Source organism: Phytobacter cepae (genome assembly GCF_054165735.1).
This window is the reverse complement of sequence record NZ_CM135107.1, coordinates 4,797,431-4,818,917: the sequence shown is the minus strand read 5'-3', so window position 1 is coordinate 4,818,917 and position 21,487 is coordinate 4,797,431. Positions and strand designations below refer to the sequence as shown.

Annotated in this window: 21 protein-coding genes and 1 riboswitch; of the genes, 9 read left to right on the top strand and 12 right to left on the bottom strand. The window is 53.8% G+C overall.

Features of this window, described 5'->3' with window-relative positions; translation table 11 throughout:
- The first annotated feature begins 165 nt into the window (after positions 1–165).
- The 4 genes from ACUY4Q_RS22575 (at position 166) to ACUY4Q_RS22560 (ending at position 3,139) form a co-directional block, all read left to right on the top strand.
- Positions 166–606 carry a hypothetical protein gene (locus ACUY4Q_RS22575; protein WP_458044879.1) on the top strand — a complete coding sequence of 147 codons (441 nt, stop codon included), beginning with the start codon at positions 166–168 and terminating at the stop codon, positions 604–606.
- 167 nt (positions 607–773) lie between these two features.
- Entirely contained in the window at positions 774–2,405 is a 1,632-nt protein-coding gene (locus tag ACUY4Q_RS22570) for a Na/Pi cotransporter family protein (protein WP_458044878.1), read from the top strand.
- 123 nt (positions 2,406–2,528) lie between these two features.
- Positions 2,529–2,822: a type II toxin-antitoxin system CcdA family antitoxin gene (locus ACUY4Q_RS22565; protein WP_458044877.1), complete on the top strand. Its 294-nt coding sequence runs from the start codon at positions 2,529–2,531 to the stop codon at positions 2,820–2,822.
- Positions 2,822–3,139, top strand: coding sequence for a CcdB family protein (locus tag ACUY4Q_RS22560; RefSeq protein ID WP_458044876.1), 318 nt, complete (start codon positions 2,822–2,824; stop codon positions 3,137–3,139). The genes ACUY4Q_RS22565 and ACUY4Q_RS22560 overlap by 1 nt, the downstream gene beginning before the upstream one ends.
- Positions 3,140–3,169: 30 nt before the next feature.
- Here the strand turns inward: ACUY4Q_RS22560 and ACUY4Q_RS22555 are convergent, their stop codons facing one another.
- The 8 genes from ACUY4Q_RS22555 to ACUY4Q_RS22520 form a co-directional block, all read right to left on the bottom strand.
- Positions 3,170–3,982: a shikimate 5-dehydrogenase gene (locus tag ACUY4Q_RS22555; protein ID WP_458044875.1), complete on the bottom strand. Its 813-nt coding sequence runs from the start codon at positions 3,980–3,982 to the stop codon at positions 3,170–3,172.
- The gene (gene sorE / locus ACUY4Q_RS22550) at positions 3,975–5,204 is read right to left on the bottom strand and encodes an L-sorbose 1-phosphate reductase (RefSeq protein ID WP_458044874.1); all 1,230 of its coding nucleotides are present in this window, start codon (positions 5,202–5,204) and stop codon (positions 3,975–3,977) included. Before sorE ends, ACUY4Q_RS22555 begins: the two co-directional genes overlap by 8 nt.
- Before the next feature lie 54 nt (positions 5,205–5,258).
- Positions 5,259–6,083, bottom strand: coding sequence for a PTS system mannose/fructose/sorbose family transporter subunit IID (locus ACUY4Q_RS22545; protein ID WP_458044873.1), 825 nt, complete (start codon positions 6,081–6,083; stop codon positions 5,259–5,261).
- 11 nt (positions 6,084–6,094) lie between these two features.
- A complete protein-coding gene (locus tag ACUY4Q_RS22540) occupies positions 6,095–6,889 on the bottom strand; it encodes a PTS mannose/fructose/sorbose transporter subunit IIC (RefSeq protein ID WP_458044872.1) in 795 nt (264 codons plus the stop codon).
- Between the two features lie 65 nt (positions 6,890–6,954).
- Positions 6,955–7,449, bottom strand: coding sequence for a PTS sugar transporter subunit IIB (locus ACUY4Q_RS22535; protein ID WP_458044871.1), 495 nt, complete (start codon positions 7,447–7,449; stop codon positions 6,955–6,957).
- Entirely contained in the window at positions 7,449–7,856 is a 408-nt protein-coding gene (locus ACUY4Q_RS22530) for a mannose/fructose/sorbose PTS transporter subunit IIA (protein ID WP_458044870.1), read from the bottom strand. Before ACUY4Q_RS22530 ends, ACUY4Q_RS22535 begins: the two co-directional genes overlap by 1 nt.
- A gap of 9 nt (positions 7,857–7,865) precedes the next feature.
- A complete protein-coding gene (locus ACUY4Q_RS22525) occupies positions 7,866–8,672 on the bottom strand; it encodes an SDR family oxidoreductase (RefSeq protein WP_458044869.1) in 807 nt (268 codons plus the stop codon).
- Positions 8,673–8,742: 70 nt separating this feature from the next.
- Entirely contained in the window at positions 8,743–9,690 is a 948-nt protein-coding gene (locus tag ACUY4Q_RS22520) for a sugar-binding transcriptional regulator (RefSeq protein ID WP_458047421.1), read from the bottom strand.
- Between the two features lie 348 nt (positions 9,691–10,038).
- Between ACUY4Q_RS22520 and rluF the strand changes: the two genes are divergently transcribed.
- A complete protein-coding gene (gene rluF, locus ACUY4Q_RS22515; RefSeq protein WP_043866754.1) occupies positions 10,039–10,914 on the top strand; it encodes a 23S rRNA pseudouridine(2604) synthase RluF in 876 nt (291 codons plus the stop codon).
- On the opposite strand, the gene ACUY4Q_RS22510 is transcribed toward rluF, so the two are convergent.
- From ACUY4Q_RS22510 to rtcR, 3 genes are all read right to left on the bottom strand, one after another.
- Complete coding sequence (locus ACUY4Q_RS22510; RefSeq protein WP_458044868.1) at positions 10,911–11,183, bottom strand: YjbD family protein; 273 nt, start codon at positions 11,181–11,183, stop codon at positions 10,911–10,913. The genes rluF and ACUY4Q_RS22510 overlap by 4 nt on opposite strands.
- A gap of 91 nt (positions 11,184–11,274) precedes the next feature.
- Positions 11,275–12,216, bottom strand: a complete 942-nt coding sequence (panS, locus tag ACUY4Q_RS22505; RefSeq protein WP_458044867.1) for a ketopantoate/pantoate/pantothenate transporter PanS — start codon at positions 12,214–12,216, stop codon at positions 11,275–11,277.
- Between the two features lie 122 nt (positions 12,217–12,338).
- On the bottom strand, positions 12,339–13,919 hold the full coding sequence (gene rtcR, locus ACUY4Q_RS22500; protein WP_458044866.1) for an RNA repair transcriptional activator RtcR: 1,581 nt from the start codon (positions 13,917–13,919) through the stop codon (positions 12,339–12,341).
- A gap of 460 nt (positions 13,920–14,379) precedes the next feature.
- Here rtcR and ACUY4Q_RS22495 point away from each other — a divergent pair, with 460 nt between their 5' ends.
- The 3 genes from ACUY4Q_RS22495 to ACUY4Q_RS22485 are packed head-to-tail and all read left to right on the top strand — an operon-like array spanning position 14,380 to position 17,525.
- Entirely contained in the window at positions 14,380–15,504 is a 1,125-nt protein-coding gene (locus tag ACUY4Q_RS22495; RefSeq protein WP_458044865.1) for a slipin family protein, read from the top strand.
- A 4-nt stretch (positions 15,505–15,508) separates the two neighbouring features.
- Positions 15,509–16,735 (top strand): RtcB family protein, encoded by a 1,227-nt coding sequence (locus ACUY4Q_RS22490; protein ID WP_458044864.1) that lies wholly within the window; start codon positions 15,509–15,511, stop codon positions 16,733–16,735.
- Between the two features lie 4 nt (positions 16,736–16,739).
- Complete coding sequence (locus tag ACUY4Q_RS22485) at positions 16,740–17,525, top strand: nucleotidyltransferase domain-containing protein (RefSeq protein ID WP_458044863.1); 786 nt, start codon at positions 16,740–16,742, stop codon at positions 17,523–17,525.
- Between the two features lie 40 nt (positions 17,526–17,565).
- Here the strand turns inward: ACUY4Q_RS22485 and lysC are convergent, their stop codons facing one another.
- Complete coding sequence (gene lysC, locus ACUY4Q_RS22480; RefSeq protein WP_458044862.1) at positions 17,566–18,915, bottom strand: lysine-sensitive aspartokinase 3; 1,350 nt, start codon at positions 18,913–18,915, stop codon at positions 17,566–17,568.
- A gap of 81 nt (positions 18,916–18,996) precedes the next feature.
- Positions 18,997–19,193: riboswitch (Lysine riboswitch) on the bottom strand.
- 296 nt (positions 19,194–19,489) lie between these two features.
- On the opposite strand from lysC, the gene pgi reads away from it, so the two are divergent.
- On the top strand, positions 19,490–21,136 hold the full coding sequence (gene pgi / locus ACUY4Q_RS22475; RefSeq protein WP_458044861.1) for a glucose-6-phosphate isomerase: 1,647 nt from the start codon (positions 19,490–19,492) through the stop codon (positions 21,134–21,136).
- The last annotated feature ends 351 nt before the right edge of the window (positions 21,137–21,487 follow it).

Here is a 21,487-nt window from a genome sequence, read left to right as displayed (position 1 = left end):
GAAGAGACAGGGAATAATGCCAGCGTTGGCATAGCGCCAGAATTTTTCTTAATATTTCTGTTATTACCATTTACAAACTGTGTGCACCCGTTTTTTTATCTTAATTATGTAATATAGATTTATACTGAGCAAAACATGCAATCATGACAAGGATGCACTAATTACATGAGTAACAAAGATAAAATATTTACTTTTTGGGGTTTGATGGACGTACTGGCCATCGCCAGCTACCTCTTTTTTTCCGTAAGGATGGGCAATGTGCCGTTCTGGTCCGATATCCAGCACTTTTACGCCAACCTGGCCTTTATGGAAGTGACAGGGGCTATCAGTATGCTGATGGAAGGCCTCTTTTTTCTTAATTTGATCCTGCTGGTAACCTTGTTTTTTTCCGCCTGGGCATTCCTTAAAAAGCGCGAAATCAGTTTTCTCTTCATCAGCTTGCAGGAGGTCATGCGGGTATTTTCTCTGAGCTGTTCGGTGGCGATTTTCCCGATTATTCTTCGCGTTATGTATGTTGAAGAGGCGCTTGTCGGTTTTATTCTGTTTGTTGTTTCTGAAACCCTCAAAATTGGCTCGTTATTGTGGCTCAGAAAACAGAATTGTTAATCAGATGTTGAACCTTACTGTCTCTTTATTGTGTTTAAGCCCTTATACTAAGAGTTAATCATTCTCGCTTGTCCCCCTGCGGGGACGAGTCGTGCTCTCTTTCTCATATGAGAAAAAGGCAGCGAGGGGAAACGTAAAACATATAACAATAAGGAGAATCTGCATCCGTGTTAATTCTGCTTCATCTGCTCTCTTCGGTAGCCCTGCTGGTTTGGGGGACACATATCGTTCGTACCGGCGTGATGCGCGTATTCGGGGCGCGACTGCGCACCGTACTGAGCCGCAGCGTCGAGAAAAAAACGCTCGCCTTTAGCGCCGGGATAGGCGTCACTGCTCTGGTTCAGAGCAGCAATGCCACCACCATGCTGGTGACCTCGTTTGTGGCCCAGGATCTGGTGGCGCTGGCCCCGGCGCTGGTGATTGTGTTGGGGGCTGACGTGGGGACCGCGCTGATGGCCCGCGTGCTCACCTTCGACCTTTCATGGCTGTCGCCGCTGCTGATTTTCGTCGGCGTCATCTTCTTCCTTGGTCGCAAGCAGACGCGAGAAGGGCAACTGGGCCGCGTAAGCATTGGTCTTGGCCTGATTCTACTGGCACTCGAACTCATTGTTCAGGCGGTGACGCCCATCACCCAGGCCAACGGTGTCCAGGTCATTTTCGCGTCGCTGACGGGCGACATCATGCTGGATGCGCTCATTGGTGCGGTCTTTGCTATCGTCAGCTATTCGAGCCTGGCGGCGGTGTTGCTGACGGCAACCCTGACCACCGCAGGCATCATCTCCTTCCCGGTCGCCCTCTGTCTGGTGATTGGTGCCAACCTCGGCTCCGGCTTGCTGGCGATGCTCAACAATAGCGCGGCGAATGCGGCGGCGCGCCGTGTGGCGCTTGGCAGCTTGCTCTTCAAACTGGTGGGCAGTTTTGCCATTCTCCCGTTTGTTCACATGCTGGCGGACCTGATGGATGAGCTGCCGCTGCCCAAAGCCGAGATGGTTATCTACTTCCACGTCTTCTACAACCTGGTCCGTTGCCTGGTAATGGTGCCCTTTGTCGGCGCGATGGCGGCATTCTGTGAGCGATTGATTCGCGATGAACCCGAGCTGGATGCGCGGTTAAAACCCAAGCATCTGGACAGCTCAGCCCTCGACACGCCCACCCTTGCGCTGGCTAACGCGGCGAGGGAGACATTGCGTATTGGTGATGCTATGGAGCTGATGCTGGAGGGGTTACATAAAGTGATGCACGGCGAGCCCCGGCAGGAAAAAGATCTGCGCAAGCTCGCTGATGATATCAATGTGCTTTATACCGCCATCAAACTCTACCTGGCGAGGATGCCAAAAGAGGAACTGGCGGAGGAGGAGTCTAAGCGTTGGGCCGAGATTATCGAAATGTCGCTCAACCTGGAGCAGGCGTCCGATATTGTCGAGCGAATGGGCAGTGAAATCGCCGATAAATCACTGGCGGCCCGGCGGGCGTTCTCGGTTGAAGGCCTGAAGGAGCTGGATTCATTGCATGAGCAACTGCTCACTAACCTGAAGCTGGCGATGTCAGTCTTTTTCTCCGGCGATGTGACCAGCGCACGGCGTCTGCGTCGGAGCAAGCACCGTTTCCGCATCCTTAACCGACGCTATTCCCATGCTCACGTTGACAGGCTGCATCAGCAAAACGTGCAGAGTATCGAAACCAGTTCGTTGCACATGGGCTTGCTGGGCGACATGAAACGTCTCAACTCGCTGTTCTGCTCCGTGGCCTACAGCGTGCTGGAACAGCCTGACGAAGACGATGGGAAGGATGAGTATTAAGGTTTGATTGAGCGGGTGTAAAACCAAAGAGGAAAGCGCCTCGCATAATTGATATGTGAGGCGTGACTGCTCAGTATTAATTAAATAGCATCCCGTAAAAATTCAGGGATGGAGAAATAGAAAATGCAGTCTGACTACGCTAGTCTTAGACAATTCATGCGCATTACAGTGGGGGTTATCATGCGCACTGCGTCTGGTTTAAAAAAATCCGTAAATGTTTCGTTATCGCCTGAAATTCTTGAGGAAGCTCGCAAACTTAAAATCAATTTATCTGCGGTATTAACGGAAGCGCTAATTGAAAAATTCCGTGAAAATAAACGTGATGAATGGTTACGTGAAAACAAAAAATCTATCGATGCGGTGAATAACTGGGTTGAAGAAAATGGCTCTTTCAGCGATTTCCAACGGTCATTCTGATGGAGCAGTTTCATGCTTATGAAAACAGGGGTAACGGGAAGCGCGTTTACCCTATTCTGATTAATCTTCAACATCCTGTTGCCAACGTGCTTAAGCACGTTCTGGTCGCCCCGGCTATTGAGCTTGCCAGCCTTGCAGGGGGTTCTCCTCCCGCAAAAATTTGCCCCATTGTAGAGATAAATGACAAGCCTTACGTCGTGATGATGCACCTGATGGCGGGTATATCTGTAAAAGAGGTGGGTGAACGAGTGGCAGATTTGTCACCTGCCAGGCTGGCATTTACAGGTGCAATGGATTTTCTCGTTAATGGTTATTAGAGCACCTTCCCTGGTGCTCTATAGATTCAATCACCCTGCTCTGCCAAACGCCGATGCTTCAGCAATGAGCCCCGCATCCGGGCGAACGCCGGTGTACATGGCGAACTGCTCAACGGCCTGCAGGGCAATGACTTCCGCGCCACTGATGGTCTTTTTTCCTGACCGCTGCGCCAGAAGAATCACCGGGGTTTCTGCGGGCAGGGCTACCACGTCAAAGACGACGCTGGCGTGTGCGACCATCGCTTCGCTGAAGGAAAGTGCTTCGCTCTCTTTGCCACCGGCCATACCGACGGGCGTCACGTTGACCAGAATGTCGCTGCGGATGCCCTCCGGCTGAGGCTGCCACTGAAAACCATACTGGCGGGCCAGCGCCGTGCCACTATCATGATTACGGGCAGCGATGATGACGTCGCGAAAACCGGCGTCACGAAAGGCGGCGATCACTGCTTTACCCATCCCGCCACTGCCCCGAATCATTACCCTGGCACTTGTATCAAGCTGGTGGCTGGCTATCAGGCTTTTGACCGCAATGTAATCGGTGTTGAAGCCCGTCAGTTGCCCGCCGTCATTAACGATGGTATTCACCGAATCAATCACCTTTGCCGAAGGATCGATGGCATCCAGAAATGGCATACAACTCTCTTTGAACGGCATTGAGACCGCACAGCCACGAATACCCAGCGCGCGTACCCCTTCCACCGCTGCCTCAATATCCTGGGTGGTGAAGGCTTTGTAGATAAAGTTGAGTCCCAGTTTTTCATACAGATAGTTGTGAAAACGGGTACCAAAGTTCCCCGGGCGTCCCGCAAGAGAAATGCAGAGCAGCGTGTCGCGGTTAATCATGGTTAATCTCCTCCGCGTGGGCCAGCAGGTACTGCTCGGCTTCCCCGGACCAGATGCCTTTATGGCGCTCAATGATGGCGGCAAGCTCAGGGTCAGCAATCTGTTTCAGTGCGGTTAGCGGCAGGTATTTTCCGGTATAAACCAGCTTTTTGCCGCCACCAACGGACGGGAGTTCGAGGGTGGTTTCACCCGCAGCATTAAGGCCGAGAATATGGGTGACCACTTTTGCCGCCTGCACTTTTTTCTCTTCAATGAGCTTCACCGCTGCACGCATATCGTCGGTGTTACCGCCGGAAGTCCCGACATAGTGAGTAAAGGCGTAATGCACATCGTAGAAATTCACCGGGGCGCTGAACTGTTTGTCTTGCGGACCAGCAAAGAAATTCATGCAGCCGTCCGGAGCGAGCAGTGAAGAGGCCAGTGTGATCAGGGCCTCATTGGGAACGAAGACAAAAATATCGTCGAAACCGTGACCGCCGCTGAGCGCCATTAGCGTGTCGAACGAGGCGGCCTGCGCATGCAGATAATGAATCAGGGTCTGGGGCTCAGAAGGATAGTGTTGCCGAGCGTAGCTGAGTTTGTCGTGATTGGTGTCGGTGACCACCAGTAGAGACGGGTTGACCGGGCCATGCAGTGCGTAGTCAATCGCCAGCAGGCCCATCGGCCCGGTTCCGCCCAGAATCAACGTGCGTCCCTGCGGGCGAATGCCCATGTTGTGGTTGTAAGTGCCTTCCTGTAAGTGATAGTTGGCGTTGAACGCGCCAATCACGCAAGAGAGCGGCTCCACAAGCGAGCCTTCGAAATAGGTCTCGCCTTCGTACGCCAACAGGCAGTCCTGTTCCATCACCTCATCAGGGATAACCACGTGCGTGGCTTCGCCGCCGACCCATGGGAACGAGTAGCCGGGGCAATCCGGACGATCCGGCAGTTGTAGGTTGGCCTGAATCACGTAGCGCTGACCTGGCTGGAACTTATGCTGCCATTTTTTGCCGACGGCCAGGATATCGCCGCAAAATTCATGGCCGATGATGATCGGGTGGGTTGCCACATCATCCGGCACTTTTTTGTGGTCCTCGCCCAGATTGGCCTCTTTCCAGGAGGAGAGGCACAGGCTGTCGGTGACCACCGTTGCCAGAATTTCATCGTCCTGCATTTGTGGAAGTTCGAAGGTTTCCAGACGCAGATCGCGTTTGCCATACAGGCGAAGTGCTGTTGTTTTCATAACATTAACCACCTTGTTGTGAGCGATGGCCCCGGCAGTTACCGGGGCGAAAAATCAGGACAGGAAGCCCAGCGCGTTGCCAACGATCCCCAGACCAAAGAGGGCGAAGATCAGCCAGACCGGGTTCACTTTCTTATTGAGCAGACGCACCATCAGCAGGGTCAGGCCTAGCGCCAGCAGGCCGGGGCAGAGCTGATCAAGAATGTTCTGCACGGTCATGGTGACGGTGGTGCCGTCTGCACCTGGGGTTTGTGACACCACCAGTGGCACATGGATGCTGGTCCATTTTGTGACCAGCACCCCCATCACAAACAGGCCGAGAATCGAGGCCCCTTCAGTGAGTTTTTGCAGCAAATTACCGCCCATATCGCTGACGATATTGACCCCCTTTCTAAAGCCCAGTTGCAGGCCGTACCACTTCATGGCAAGGCGTACTGCATTGAAAATAAAGAAGAACAACAAAGGGCCAAGCACATTACCGGACAGCGCCAGCGACGCACCGAGTGCGGCGGTGATCGGGCGCAGCGTGCCCCAGACCAGTGGGTCGCCCACGCCAGCCAGCGGCCCCATCAGGCCAACTTTGATGCCGTTAATGGCCCCATCATCAATGTCTGCACCATTGGCCCGCGCCTCTTCCATGGCTGCCGTCACGCCGAGTACCGGGCCACAGACAGCGGGCGTGGTGTTAAAGAACACAAGGTGGCGTTTTAGTGCGGCAACCTGATCCTCTTTGAGCGGGTAGAGCCGCTTGATGGCAGGGATCATGTCGTAGCAAAAGCCCAGGCCATGAATACGCTCGAAGTTGAACGACGCTTGTTGCAGGTTCGAGCGAACAAACATGCTGAACAGGTCGGATTTGGTCAGTTTTTTCTGTTCCATGATGGGCTCCGTTAGTCGTCAAGCTGGTCAAGGGCGGTGGAGGAGGTAGCAGCTTGCGGTTCTGTTTTGCGCCACTGCGGATTGAGCTGGATGTAGACGAGGGCGATAATCACCCCGACGCCACCAAAGGCGAGCAGGCTGAAATCGAGATATCCCCCGGCCAGGAAGCCGAGGAAGAAGAAGGGCATCAGGTACTTCACACCCATCATGCGCAGCACCATGGCGTAGCCGACGACCACGATAAAGCCCCCGGCAATCTGCAACCCACGAGTGACGAATTCAGGAATGGCACTGAGCATATTGCTGACCATGTCGGCACTAACGAACAGCGACACCACCAGAGCCGGAATGGCCACGCGCAGGGCTTGCACCCCGAGGGCAGAAACATGCAACAGGTCGATGGTACGAAAACGCGCCTCTTCTGCGGCTTTGTCGGCTGCGTGCTGGAACACTACGGTGATGGTGCGGGCAAAGACGGTGAGCACCTGGCCTGCCGCCGCGACGGGCAGGGCGATAGCGATCCCCGTGGCAATGCTCTGCTGACCGACAATCACCAGAATGGCGGAGATGATGCTGGCAAGTGCGGAGTCCGGGGATTGCGCGGCACCGACGTTCATCCAGCCCAGAGCGATCAACTCCAGCGTGCCGCCGAGCATGATGCCGGTTTTAAGATCGCCAAGAATCAAACCAATGACGGTACAGGCAATTAATGGCCGGTGAGTCTGGAATTCATCCAGAACACTGCCCATGCCAGCAATACAGGAAAAAAGAAATATGGCTATGATTTGTAGGGTACTGATTTCCATAATATGTCACCTTTGAGATATAGACATCCCTGCCTGTTACGGCATAGAAATACAGGCGTTATTTTTTATTCTGTTACGGCGATTTCTTTTATTTTGTCGAGAATATTAATTGATGGATCGGAAGCAACCACCCGTAAATCTAATTTCACACCCAGCTTATCCAGCTCGCGAAAAGCGTGAATATCGTCATCATCCAGGGAGACAGCTTTGGTTAATTGTTTTTTACCCGGTCGCCAGGCCATGCCACCAATATTTAACGTGGCAATCTTCACGCCCTGGGAAACCATCTTTAAGGCGTCCTGTGGATTAGTGAAAAGATAAAATACTGTCTCATCTTTATATTGTGGGTTCAGGTAAACGGCGACGGCTTTTTCGATATTCACCACATTCACTTTCATGCCCGGTGGTGCGGCCTGGCGTAATAACGTCCGGCGCACTTCATCGTTATAGACCTCGTCATTGCAAATAATAATGCGTTGCGCATTGGCGACTTTAGACCAGACGGTCGTCACCTGGCCGTGAATCAGGCGGTCATCAATGCGCGCCAGCGTAATGTTCATCAGAAATCCTCCTCGGCGGTTTCCAGTTGTTGCCAGACCACGCAGGTCTGGTGGGCGATAGCGGTCAGGTGTGTACAGAGTTCATCAACGTTCATCGTGGCCTGATTGTCGACCAGTTCCAGCGCCAGCGGCAGAGAGAAGCCGCTGATGACGCGCAGCTTCGGGTTGCGCATGGCAAGCGTTGCGGCGGCATTCCATGGGCTTCCACACTGTAAATCGACGGCAATAATCCACTCGCCATGTATGTGTGCGCTTACTAACTTTTCGAGCTTGTCGGCGATGTCCTGCGCATTCTCGCCGGGCACAAAGGCAACGGCGGTAACGTTGGTTTCGCCATAGACCATCTGTACGGATTCCAGCATGGCGCAGGCCAGTTGGCCGTGGGCGCAGAAAATTGCATTCACCATAACGCCTCCTTAACCGCGCGTTTTACCGCCGGCAATGTTAGTGGTTACTCCGGTGATGTAGCTGGCGCGTTCTGAGAGTAAATACGAAACAAAATCAGCTACTTCTGTCAGCCTCCCTGAGCGCCCAATGGGAATGGCGTTCTTTGTGTAGCCGTCTCGCAGCTGCTCAACGGTGATATTGCGCGTCCAGGCCAGCGCTTCTTCATATTCGGGCGTGCGCAGTCCGGTTTTTTCCAGAATGCCAGGGGCGATACCCACCACACGGATGCCGTGTTTACCCAATTCTTTCGACCAGGAACGGGTGAAGCTATTGAGTGCGGCCTTGGTGGCGGCATAGCAGCTCTGGCCTTCGGAACCTTCAAGACCACTTTCGGAAGAGACATTCACAATGACACCGTCGCGCTGTTGAACCATCTGCCGCGCCACGGCCTGTGACATTAAAAAAACACCTTTCTGGTTGATGTTGACCATTTTTTCAAAGGCCGCTTCGTTTAATTCATATTTTCCCGCTGGGGCTTTTTCATCAACCAATAAACGAGGGAAGTTGACGCCTGCATTATTAACCAAACCATCAATACGACCAAATCGCTGAATAATTTCGTTGACGGTATGGCTGACATCACCCGCGCTGGAAATATCCGTCGGCCAGAAGTGGTAATAGTTATTTCCCTCGTGCTGGCCTTCCCCTCCATGAATATCGGCCATTTGTACATTCGCTCCCTGTGCTAATAGCTCATCCACGATCGCCAGACCAATACCGGATGCACCTCCGGTGACAATAATGACTTTATCCTGCAGATTTAACCACGTTTGCATACCAGACTCCTGATTTAGGGCAAAGGGATCCCCGCGCAATAATCATTGCGTTATTCACCCGATGAGAAATTTACTTCAACAATAATTCAGCGGTTTCGCGATTAGTCACCAGACAGTTAATGTATTTCCCGTGTAATGCACCGAGGATCCCGCTGTATTTTTCCTCTCCCATCGCAATACCGATGGAGTACCGCGCCTGCTTCAGGCGCTGCATTTCAATGGAGAGCGTTTTTTCGCTCATATTGGTTTCAACCGTCGCTCCGCTGATGTCGTAAAAACGTGAGCAGATATCCCCCGCAACATGGCGCGCGTTCAGGTCATCACTCTCTTCACTGCCGTAGAACGCATGCCAGTTGGCGCCGTCACGAATTGCCGGTGAGCCAATCCCCACCAGTGCCACGTCGAGATTGTTCCAGTAAGCGGCGATAGTCTTAAAATGCTGTGATTGCATAATGCCGTTACGGATCAGTTCGTTATCCAGCAGGGCCGGGAAATCGGCCAGATGTGACTCTCCCTTTAAGCGCGCCGCTGCGCTGTAGGTCAACGTGTTCACATGGTAGCGGCTTTCCAGTTTGCCGGACGGCCCGCCAATGATCGGCACGCAAATTAACTGCCGGGACTGACTGGACTGCGGCAGATTTTCCACCAGCGATCGCACCGCACGTCCCCATGACAGGCCGATAATGTCCCCCGGCGCCAGCAAGCGTTCCAGCAACTGCGCCCCTTGCTGACCCATGACGTTAAGCTGATCTTCTTCCTGCTCGGCTTCACTGGAGGCGACGACCACCTCTTTTAAGGCGAACTTTTGTTTGAGTTGCTGCTCCAGCCACAGATTCTCGTTGTAGTCATAATTGATAGCGATGGTCACAATCCCGTGCTCGCGTCCGCGTTTCAGCAGGCGGCTGATGGTGGTGCGATAGATACCCAATTCGCGCGCTATCTGCGCCTGGGTCATGTCCTGCTCGTAATAGAGCTGGGCAATTTTTACAATCAACCGGATATCGTCACTGTTTTCCATCGTCATCTTTGCTCTCTGCACATATGTGCAAATCGTGGTTGGCGTCTCTTGATCCGATATAACCCCACACCGTGGCAGTTTCAAAGGGATTTTCTGTTATTTCAGGTGGGTTGAGCACACGATTGTATTGCACAAATGATGATGCGCTGTTCATGAATCAGCACTTTTGTGCTCGTATTTCTAACCTGTTGATTCTGCGTTTGTTAATCACACAAAGTTGCACAGCTTTTCAGGCGTCACTTTTGTGAAGAAAAACGGGATGGATCACATTTAATTCGCGAGCGCTGGCCCGGAGGATTTTTTATCTGCCCACAGGTGAGATATATTTCCCCGATTACAGGAGAATTTATGCTGCCAGACTCATCAATCCGATTAAATAAATACATCAGCGAAAGCGGAATTTGCTCGCGTCGCGAGGCCGATCGCTTCATTGAACAGGGCAACGTGTTCATCAACGGCAAACGTGCCGCCATTGGCGACCAGGTTACCCCTGGGGACGTGGTGAAGGTCAATGGTCGCTTGATAGAGCCGCGCGAAGCAGAAGACCTGGTCTTTATCGCCCTGAACAAACCCGTGGGGATCGTCAGTACCACCGAGGACAGCGAGCGCGACAACATTGTTGATTTCGTCAACCACAGCAAACGCGTCTTCCCTATCGGTCGTCTGGACAAAGATTCCCAGGGACTGATTTTCCTCACCAACCATGGCGACCTGGTGAATAAGATTTTGCGCGCCGGCAACGACCACGAAAAAGAGTATCTGGTCACGGTGGATAAACCCGTTACGGATGAATTTATTCGTGGCATGGGCGCAGGCGTGCCGATTCTGGGAACGGTAACCAAAAAGTGCAAAGTCAAAAAAGAGGCGCCGTTTGTCTTTCGCATTACTCTGATTCAGGGACTTAACCGCCAGATTCGTCGCATGTGTGAACACTTTGGTTATGAAGTGACCAAGCTTGAACGGACGCGCATCATGAACGTCGGCCTGTCGGGTCTGCCGCTCGGTGAGTGGCGTGATCTCACCGATGACGAGTTAATTGCGCTGTTCAAGCTGATTGAAAACTCCTCCTCCGAGGCCAGGCCGAAGGCAAAAGCCAAACCGAAGCCGAAAACCGCCGATATTAAGCGGCCGGTAGTGAAGATTGAGAAATCGGAAGAGAAATCGCGCCCGGCATCGAACGGTAAACGCTTTAATCAGCCGGGGCGCAAAAAGAAAGGACGTTAACGCCTGCCGCGCGTGGACGTGTTAGCTGACCACGAAAAGGTGGTCGCTTCATCCGGTTTATAAGCCTGCTTTTTCTTTATCTGGCGGGCTTTTTTGGCTTCGGCTTCCCGTTCAACCATCAGTTTGTCGATGTACTCTTTTTTGACGCTGTTGATTTCGGCGTTGGTCAATACACGCCCGTGCGCAATGCGTGCGCGATCCAGCAGCGTTTTCAGTTCACGCTGTTCGCGCTCGGTCATCTCTTTTTGGGTAATGCGGGGGAGTGCCATGGGAGTGCCCTCATAGGAAAGAGGGTTCAGTGTACGGCAATGCGGCATCGCTAACTATGATAAAAGCCGGGTATACCCGGCATTGTGCTGATCAGCCTTTCTTCACCGCGCCCTGCGGTTTTTTCTCGATAGGCTTACCGGACCAGTAGCCTGCCAACAGCGAACCGGACAGGTTGTGCCACACCGAGAACAGCGCACCCGGCAGGGCAGCCAGCGGTGAGAAATAGATTTTACCGAGCGCTGCCGCCAGCCCGGAGTTCTGCATACCCACTTCAATCGCCAGCGTGCGGCAGGTGGACTCATCAAAGCCAAACAGACGTCCGCCCCAGTAGCCGCACAGCAGACCGATGCTGTTATGCAGAATCACCGCCACAATCACCACCAGACCGACCGACGCAATGTGTGCCGCTGACCCCGCCACCACCGCGCTGATGATCGCCAGAATGCAGACCATGGAGAATGCCGGCAGGTACGGCTCCACGGCTTTTACCACGCGTGGGAAGAGATGGTGGATCACTAAACCGAGGCCAATCGGGATCACCACAATCTGCAGGATGCTGAGCAGCATCCCCATGACATCAACCTGAATATGCGCGTCCACGTAGAGGCGAGTCAGCAACGGCGTGGCCACCACGCCAACCAGCGTGGAAACAGACGAAATCGTCACCGACAGCGCCACATCACCCTTTGCCAGATAGATCATCACGTTGGAGGCCGTGCCGCTTGCCACGCTGCCAACCAGCACCATCCCGGCAGAGAGGTCCGGCGGCATGTTGAATATCATCGCCAGCAGCCAGGCGGCTAAGGGCATCACAAGGTAGTGAAGAAAAGTCCCTGCGGCGACGGGGGCCGGGCGCGACAGCACGCGCTTGAAGTCATCAATTTTTAGATGTACGCCCATGCCAAACATAATCAGCATGAGTAGCGTGGTCACCCAGGGGCCGATGGGGGTGAACGTTGAGGGCGTGTAATAAGCAACAACAGAGAGCAGCAGCGCCCATAACGGGAACAGCCGGGTGATAACGGCGAGCATAGTTTTTCCTTGTAACGCGTTGTGTTGTATTTCGTTATAAAAAAGGCCGGGTTCGAGCCCGGCCATAGGTATTGTTTATCGCGTGAGGAAAATTTATTCAAACAAATTATGGTGAAGAGGATTCAAGTCGCGGAGCGGACGTGCTCCCACGTTAATCCAAAACGCGCCAGGTATTTGCGCAGGCGATCGGCATCATTCGGGTTGGCTTTTTTCAGGCGGGAAACGGCAAACAGTTCGCGTCCGGCATCGGAAAGTGAGTGGCTGCGGCGACACACCTCCAGCACGGTCTCCAGTTGGCGCTGGTCAAACAGGTCAATCTCCTGACTGACGGCAGGAAGCGAAGAGGGCTGCCGCCAGCCGTGCTGCAAACGCACGATTTCTTCTTCGACAATCGGCAGGGTGATGCGCCCCTGTTCCGCCAGCGTCGCCATGCGGGCGATAGAAGCGCTCAGCTCGCGAAAATTCCCACGCCACAGCGCCTGGCCTGAGCAGGCAAAGGCCAGATAACGCTCGCGGGCATCTTTATCGAAACGGGTTTGCGTCTGTTCCTGCGCCGAAAAGCGCTGAAGTTCGAATTCGATATTGGGGGCAATGTCTTCTCGCCGCTCGGCAAGCCCCGGCAGCGCAAAGGTCCACATGTTGATACGCGCATAGAGATCTTCGCGGAATTTGCCTTCTTCCACCCACTGACGCAGGTCGCGATGGGTACCGGCAATAAGCTGAAAGTCGCTCTCGACCTCTTTGTCAGAACCGAAAGGAAAGAAGGTCTTCTCTTCAACGGCTTTCAACAGCATGGCCTGTTCATCCAGGCCTAGCTCGGCAATTTCATCAAGGAATAATACGCCGCCGTGGGCTTCGCGCAGGAGCCCGGCCCGTGGTGTTAATGCACCGGTAAACGCCCCTTTCACATGACCAAACAGTGTCGACATGGCGTTATCGCCGCGTAAGGTGGCGCAGTTCACCGCCACCAGTTTGCCTGCCACCCGATGGCGTGACTGACGAAGCTGGAAGATGCGTTTTGCCAGGAAGGACTTACCCGCCCCGGTGGGGCCGGTCAATAGCATCGGTGCCGTAGAGCGTAAAGCCACCCGCTCAATTTGTTCAATGAGCTTATTGAATGTCGCATTTCGCGTATCAATACCTGCCTTCAGCAAAGAGACCGACTGTTGCTGCTCGCGCTGAAACCGGCTGGTTAAGGTCGTGTAGCGACTTAAATCCAGATCGATGATCGAGTAGACCCCTGCGGCGACATCCTCTTCAGGCGCGCCTTTCGGGGCCGGGCTGGTTTGTAGCAAGCTGGCGGGCAGGTAGCGGGCCTCTGTCAGCAAGAACCAGCAAATCTGTGCCACGTGCGTGCCGGTGGTGATGTGTACCAGGTACTCTTCATTTTCGGTATCAAAGGGGTAATGGATGGCGAAATCCAGAAATGCCGCGTACACCTCTTCAAAATCCCACGGGTCCTGAATGCTCACCACATGAGGGCGCACAGCGGTGTGGGGTGAAAGCAGTGAGATGTCCTCCGCCAGCTGTTGGGCCATTCCTTCATCACGCGGCTGGTGGAGCAGCTCCAGCCTGGCGACCGGGAAATCTGCCTGCTGGCATAGCCCAACGGTCGGTCGCCATTTGCGTAAGCGATTCGCCCGTTTCCCTCGCTTGTCTAAAACGGTGCCCAGTACGCCGATGACCACTTTGCGCTTTTGCATTTTTATCCTTAAAGATAAATGACGATAAATAAATATAAAAAAATGACAGGGCTGAGAGCAAGTGCTCAAAGCTGGATAAAAACAAAATGATTAAATATCAATATATTAGAATTTTATTTTTCGTTTTCTCGCGGTTGGCACACTTCTGGCAATACCTGATACGTCACGATGCTGAGCACGCAGGGGATTATGCCCCGCCAGCGCACCCGGAACGGTAAAACGTTTTCCGCGGGGCGTTCTGTCAGCAGAGAGACACGTCGAGGGTTCGATTCCCGACTCACCCTTCCAGGTGAACACTGGTTGTATTGATTAATGCGCTGCCATGTTGTTAACGGCAGCAACAAACCGGCGCCGATAAGGGTTCCGGGTCGCAGGCAAAACAGGCGGGCAGTGATGGCCTGTTTCCCTCCGGCTCCGCACCTGCATTCGCGCTGGTACGTGAAAAGATAAGGATAAAAAAATGAATAAAAAAATCACTCTCCGTAAAGGACAACTGGGCCTGCTGGCGAAAGCGGGCGATTACACAAAAATGCTTGAGGCAGGGGAACACCGCTTGTCCTGGTTTGGTAAGCAAGAGGTGACGATCGTTGAGCTTAATGGCAGCGATGTGGAGGCCGGGCTGGCGAATTATCTGCGTCGTTTCAGACCGGAATGGATTGAGGCCTGGTGCCTGACCGTCGATACCGCCGAGCATGACGTTGCTGCGCTCTACCGTAACGGTATCCTGGCGGAAATCATTCCTCCCGCTTCCCGCCGCCTGTTCTGGCAGGACGGTAGCCTGAGCGTCGTGCTGATGGATACGCGTGAGGTGCGTGTACCTGAAAGCCTCATGCATGCCGTGCTGCAACCCCGCAGCGGCGCAGCAGTAAAAGGCCGTGATGCCATACTGACGGTGAACGTCGCCGCATGGCATGTGGGTGTGTTGAAGATTGATGGCGAAACGCAGCCCTTGTTGCCACCGGGATTAAGCGCTTACTGGAAAGTGAATCACCTGGTCGAAGCGGAAGTTGTCGATACGCGCTTGCAACTGCTGGAAGTGTCGGGTCAGGAAATTCTGACCAAAGACAAAGTGAACCTGCGCATTAATCTGGGCGCGAACTGGCAGTACCGCGATGTATTGCAGGCGTTTAGCCAGTTAACCAAACCGGTGGATCATCTCTATCGTGAATTGCAGTTTGCCCTGCGTGAAGCGGTGGGTACCCGCACGCTGGACGAACTGCTGGAAGATAAGCAGGTGATTGATGAGGTTGTGAGTGCCCAGGTCAAAATCCGTATGGCCCCCTTCGGTATGGAGGTCGCCTCCCTCGGCGTGCGGGACATCGTGCTGCCAGGGGATATGAAAACCATTCTGACCAAGCTGATTGAAGCGGAAAAATCGGCGCAGGCCAACGTGATCCGTCGGCGTGAAGAAACGGCGGCGACCCGCTCACTGCTGAATACCGCGAAAGTGATGGAAAACAACCCGGTAGCATTGCGCTTAAAAGAGCTGGAAACGCTGGAAAAAGTGGCTGAACGTATCGATAAAATCTCGGTATTCGGTGGCCTCGATAATGTCCTCAATGGACTGGTAACGATTAAAGGATAATCCAATGCAGCATAATCAATTTCAACTGCTGACGGCGCCAGACAGCGCGCCGATAAAAATGTGGACGCACGGGGTGCCGGTCGAGCCTGAGGCGCGTGCGCAGTTGCAGAACACCGCGAAGATGCCGTTTATTTTTCAGCACCTGGCAGTGATGCCCGATGTGCACCTCGGTAAAGGCTCCACCATCGGCAGCGTTATCCCGACCAAAGGGGCCATTATTCCGGCGGCGGTCGGCGTGGATATAGGGTGTGGGATGATCGCCGTGCGCACCTCGCTGGTGGCAAGCGATCTGCCGGAGAGTTTGAGTGGGCTGCGCAGCGCAATCGAACAGGCGGTGCCGCACGGTCGTACCAGCACCCGCGTCGGGCGTGATAAAGGGGCGTGGGAAACGCCCCCGCAGGAAGTGGATAACCACTGGTCAATGCTGGCGGCACGGTTTAAGCGCCTGACGGATAACTATCCGCAATTGCTGAAAACCAACAATTATCAGCACCTGGGTACGCTCGGGACGGGCAACCACTTTATAGAGGTGTGCCTGGATGAACAGCAGCGCGTGTGGGTGATGCTACATAGTGGATCGCGTGGCGTGGGTAACGCCATCGGTACGCTGTTCATCACGCTCGCCCAGCAGGATATGCAGCAGCACATTGCGAACCTGCCGGATAAAAACCTGGCCTATTTCAAAGAGGGGAGTAAGCACTACGACGACTACATGGAAGCCGTGTCGTGGGCGCAGGATTTTGCCCGTCATAACCGGGAAGTCATGATGTCGCGCGTGCTGTCGGCGTTATCACGGATTGTGACGAAGCCGTTTATCACCCAGCAGGAAGCGGTGAATTGCCACCATAACTACGTGCAAAAAGAGACCCACTTTAATGAAGAGGTGCTGGTGACGCGTAAAGGTGCGGTCTCCGCGCAAAAGGGCCAGATGGGGATTATTCCCGGTTCGATGGGGGCGAAAAGCTTTATCGTGCGTGGATTGGGGAACGAAGAGAGTTTTTGCTCCTGTAGCCACGGCGCAGGGCGTGCGATGAGCCGTACGGCTGCGAAAAAGCGCTTCACCGTGGATGATCAGATTCGGGCGACTGCGCATGTTGAGTGTCGAAAAGACAGCGAGGTGATCGACGAAATCCCGATGGCCTATAAAGACATCGACGCAGTCATGGCGGCCCAGGCATCGCTGGTTGAAATCGTTCACACCCTGCGTCAGGTGGTGTGTGTAAAAGGATAAAAAAATGAAGGTTAACGGTGTGGATGCTGCCATGCGCGAACGCGTGCGGCAGCATTTAAAAAAGGTTGAGCAGGACTATGGTGTTCGGGTGCTCTATGCCTGCGAGTCCGGGAGTCGTGGGTGGGGATTTGCCTCACCGGATAGCGACTACGATGTGCGATTTTTGTACGTGCATCCGCCGGAATGGTACTTACAAGTGGAGACACCACGGGACGTCATCGAACTGCCTATCGATGATGAGCTGGACGTAAGCGGTTGGGAGTGGCGCAAAGCATTAGGCTTACTGAAAAGCGCCAACCCCACCCTGATTGAGTGGCTGGATTCGCCTGTCGTTTACCAACAGGATGAGGCGGTGATATCGGCGCTCAGCGCGCTGGTGCCGAAATGGTTTTCTCCCGTGCGGGCACGCTGGCACTACTATTCGATGGCGCGCAGAAACTTCCACAGCTATTTGCAGGGCGATGAGGTGCGGCTAAAGAAGTATTTCTATGTGCTGCGCCCGTTACTGGCCGTGCGTTGGGTGGAAGCAGGAAAAGGCGTTCCTCCGATGCGCTTTGCCGAACTGCTGGCAGGCAGTGAACTGGATGCGGAGCTGCGCCTGGAGGTAGACGAGCTGTTGGCGCGTAAGCAGTGTGCCGGGGAAGCGCAGTACGGTGCGCGTTTGCCCCGATTACATGCGTTTATCGCAGCGGAGATCGAAAGGGGCACTGTTCCACCCGTGTTACCGGAGAGTCAGGATGGCGATATCCGCGCGCTTGACCAATTGTTGTATCAAACGGTGATGGCATAAAACGAGGCCGGAGAGTGCTAAACCCTCCGGCCTTTCTCTTTTATTCGAACAAATTATGGTGCAGCTTCTGTACCACCTGCTCGGCTTCGGTGCCTGGCACCAGGAAGCACAGGTTGTGGCTGGATGCGCCGTAGCAAATCATGCGGATATTGAACGGGTCCAGCACGCCAAACACCTCTTTGCCCACGCCGCAGGCTTTCGACAGGTCGTTACCTATGATTGCCACCAGGGCGAGGTTCTCTTCCACTTCCACGCGGCAAAGTGAAGAGAGCTCAGTCAGCAGCGCCTGTGTCAGCAGGGTGTCACCCGTCGAGGTGGAACCGGTGGTATCCAGCGTCAGCGCCACGCTCACTTCAGAAGTGGTAATGAGATCAACCGAAATGCTGTGGCGTGCCAGAATGCCGAACACTTCCGCCAGGAAGCCGCGGGAGTGCAGCATGTTCAGGCTGTGCAGCGTCAGCAGGGTCTGCTTACGGCGCAGGGCCAGTGCACGGAACAGCGGAGGATTGCGGGTTTTATTGCATACCAGCGTACCACCGGCTTTCGGATCTTTACTGGAACCCACAAACACTGGAATGTCGCTGCGCACCGCAGGCAACAGGGTGGCCGGATGCAGGACTTTCGCCCCAAACGTCGCCATTTCAGCGGCTTCTTCAAAAGCAATTTCATCAATGCGTTTTGCCGCCGGAACCACGCGCGGGTCAGTGGTGTAGATGCCGGGGACGTCGGTCCAGATATCCACGCGGGCGGCATGCAGCGCTTCACCCAGCAGGGCGGCGGTATAGTCGCTGCCGCCACGGCCCAGGGTGGTGGTGCGGCCTTTGGCTTCGCTACCGATAAACCCCTGAGTGACGACCAGACCGTCGGCAAGGCGCGGGGCGAGCTGTTGGGTCGCCAGTTCAGCCAGCGCGGCTACGTCCGGCTCAGCACGACCAAACCGATCGCTGGTGCGCATCACTTTACGCACGTCAAACCACTGCGACTGAACGTCACGCTGGCGCAGGATCTCAACAAACAGCAGAGTGGACATCAGTTCGCCATGGCTGACCAGTTCGTCGGTCAGGGCGGTTGAGGTCGCCAGCGATGCGGCTTCTGCCAGGGTGGTAATGTTTTCCAGCAGGCGCTCAATCTCTTCACGAATGACGTTCGGGTTAGCCAGACGTTCCAGAATATCGAACTGGATTTTGCGGATAGCATCAAGTTTGGCGAAACGCTCGGTCGTTTCCAGCCCTTCAGCGAGGGCAACCAGCAAATTCGTGACGCCCGCAGAGGCGGAAAGGACCACAAGACGCACGCTCGGGTCGGCGAGCACCACGTCGGCGCTGTGATTCATGGCATCAAAACTCGCCACACTGGTACCGCCAAACTTGGCGACAACTAATTCAGACATAACAACCTCGTGTCAGGGGATCGATTTTTCAGCCATGGCACAAGGGAAGAGCGAAAGGGGTAGGCGCAGCAAACTACGATTACACCCAGAAGTGCTCCACCACTTGTGAAACGCCCGACTGCGAACGTTTCTGGTGACAACTCAGGGGATTCAGCCCCTGTAGCCGATGGTGAATGCTGCCGTGCAGTCCACCACCTCGGCGGTGCTCCCCCTCACGTATCGTCTCTGGATGGGCTCCTCGAATACGGTTACCTGGGCAACGCTCCTCTTCTGGCTATTACCTTTGCCTTTCACACTACGTGTAGCGAGAAATGCTTTGGTAATACACACCCGCGCGTGCGCAGGTAGCGCCCTATAAATAATGGCTAGCGGCGGTGCTGTCAATGTTGTGATTATGCGGATTTTTCATGCAGATGAATTGATTAGAAACAGGGCTTATGTTGGTCTAATTTACCGTGCTGTTTTGCCCGTTTTCGCGCCGTGTCCAGGGCGGTGACACAAAAACCATCACAATTTTCATTTTCAGGCGCTACAATCGACGGCAGTCAAATTCTCAAATCAGAAGAGTATTGCTATGAAAAATATTAACCCAACGCAGACTTCTGCCTGGCAGGCATTACAGAAACACTACGCTGACATGAAGGACGTTACGCTTGCGGAACTGTTCGCAAAAGATGGCGACCGTTTTGCTAAGTTTTCCGCAACGTTTGACGATTTGATGCTGGTTGATTTCTCCAAAAACCGCATCACCGAAGAGACGCTGGCCCTGTTGCAGGATCTGGCGAAAGAGACTGAACTGGCTGGCGCCATTAAGTCTATGTTCTCCGGCGAGAAAATTAACCGTACTGAAGACCGTGCGGTGCTGCACGTGGCGCTGCGTAACCGTAGCAATACCCCGATTGTGGTTGATGGCAAAGATGTCATGCCGGAAGTGAACGCGGTACTGGAGAAGATGAAAACTTTCTCCGAAGCGATCATCTCCGGGAGCTGGAAAGGCTATACCGGCAAAGCCATTACCGACGTGGTGAACATCGGTATCGGCGGTTCTGACCTCGGCCCGTTCATGGTGACCGAAGCGCTGCGCCCGTACAAAAATCACCTCAACATGCACTTCGTCTCTAACGTTGATGGCACCCACATTGCTGAAGTGCTGAAAAAGGTGAACCCGGAGACCACGCTGTTCCTGGTCGCGTCCAAAACCTTCACCACCCAGGAAACCATGACCAACGCCCACAGTGCGCGTGACTGGTTCCTGGCCACGGCAGGTGACAATAAACACGTTGCGAAACACTTTGCTGCACTCTCTACCAACGGTAAAGCGGTAGGCGAGTTCGGTATCGACACCGCCAATATGTTCGAATTCTGGGACTGGGTGGGCGGTCGTTACTCACTGTGGTCGGCGATTGGCCTGTCTATCATCCTGTCCGTGGGCTTCGACAACTTTGTTGAGCTGCTCTCCGGCGCGCACGCGATGGACCAGCACTTTGCAAGCACCGCGCCTGAGCAAAATCTGCCGGTGCTGCTGGCGCTGATCGGTATCTGGTACAACAACTTCTTCGGCGCTGAAACCGAAGCGATTCTGCCGTACGACCAGTACATGCATCGTTTTGCTGCCTACTTCCAGCAGGGCAACATGGAATCCAACGGTAAATATGTTGACCGTAACGGCAACGCCGTGGATTACCAGACTGGCCCGATTATCTGGGGCGAGCCGGGCACTAACGGGCAACACGCGTTTTACCAGCTGATTCACCAGGGAACCAAAATGGTGCCTTGTGACTTCATCGCTCCGGCCATCACGCATAATCCGCTGTCCGACCACCATCCGAAGCTGCTGTCCAACTTCTTTGCCCAGACCGAAGCGCTGGCCTTTGGCAAAGCACGTGATGTGGTTGAGCAGGAATACGCAGACCAGGGTAAAGATCCGAAGTCTCTGGAACACGTTGTGCCGTTCAAAGTGTTTGAAGGCAACCGCCCGACTAACTCCATTCTGCTGCGTGAAATTACGCCGTTCAGCCTGGGGGCATTGATCGCCCTGTATGAGCACAAAATCTTTACTCAGGGCGTGATTCTGAACATTTTCACCTTCGACCAATGGGGCGTGGAATTGGGCAAACAGCTGGCGAACCGTATTTTGCCGGAACTGGGGGATCACAAAGAAGTCAGCAGCCATGACAGTTCCACCAATGGGCTTATTAATCTGTATAAAGCCTGGCGTTAATTGGCATAATACAAAGCGACGTTCTGAATAAGTAAATTTGAATGCCGACAATATGTCGGCATTTTTTATCGGATAATTCTTCTTGTTCGCTATTAAGCATTATTTGCCACTCTGAGGTTATTCTGAAAAAGAACTTTTAACCGGCAATAGCGCAGTGATATTTTCAGATGTTACCTATACTTCCCGGTTGCTGTAATAATTTTAACCTCATGAAAGTAAATGATTTTAAATTAAATATATCATTTTCATATCACCTTTTTATCCAATTTTCTTAAAACCTGCCGCTGCGTTTCCCATTCATCAAATAGCCTGCTTTAGTTGTGTATACTCGTTCTCGCCTGATTATTTCAG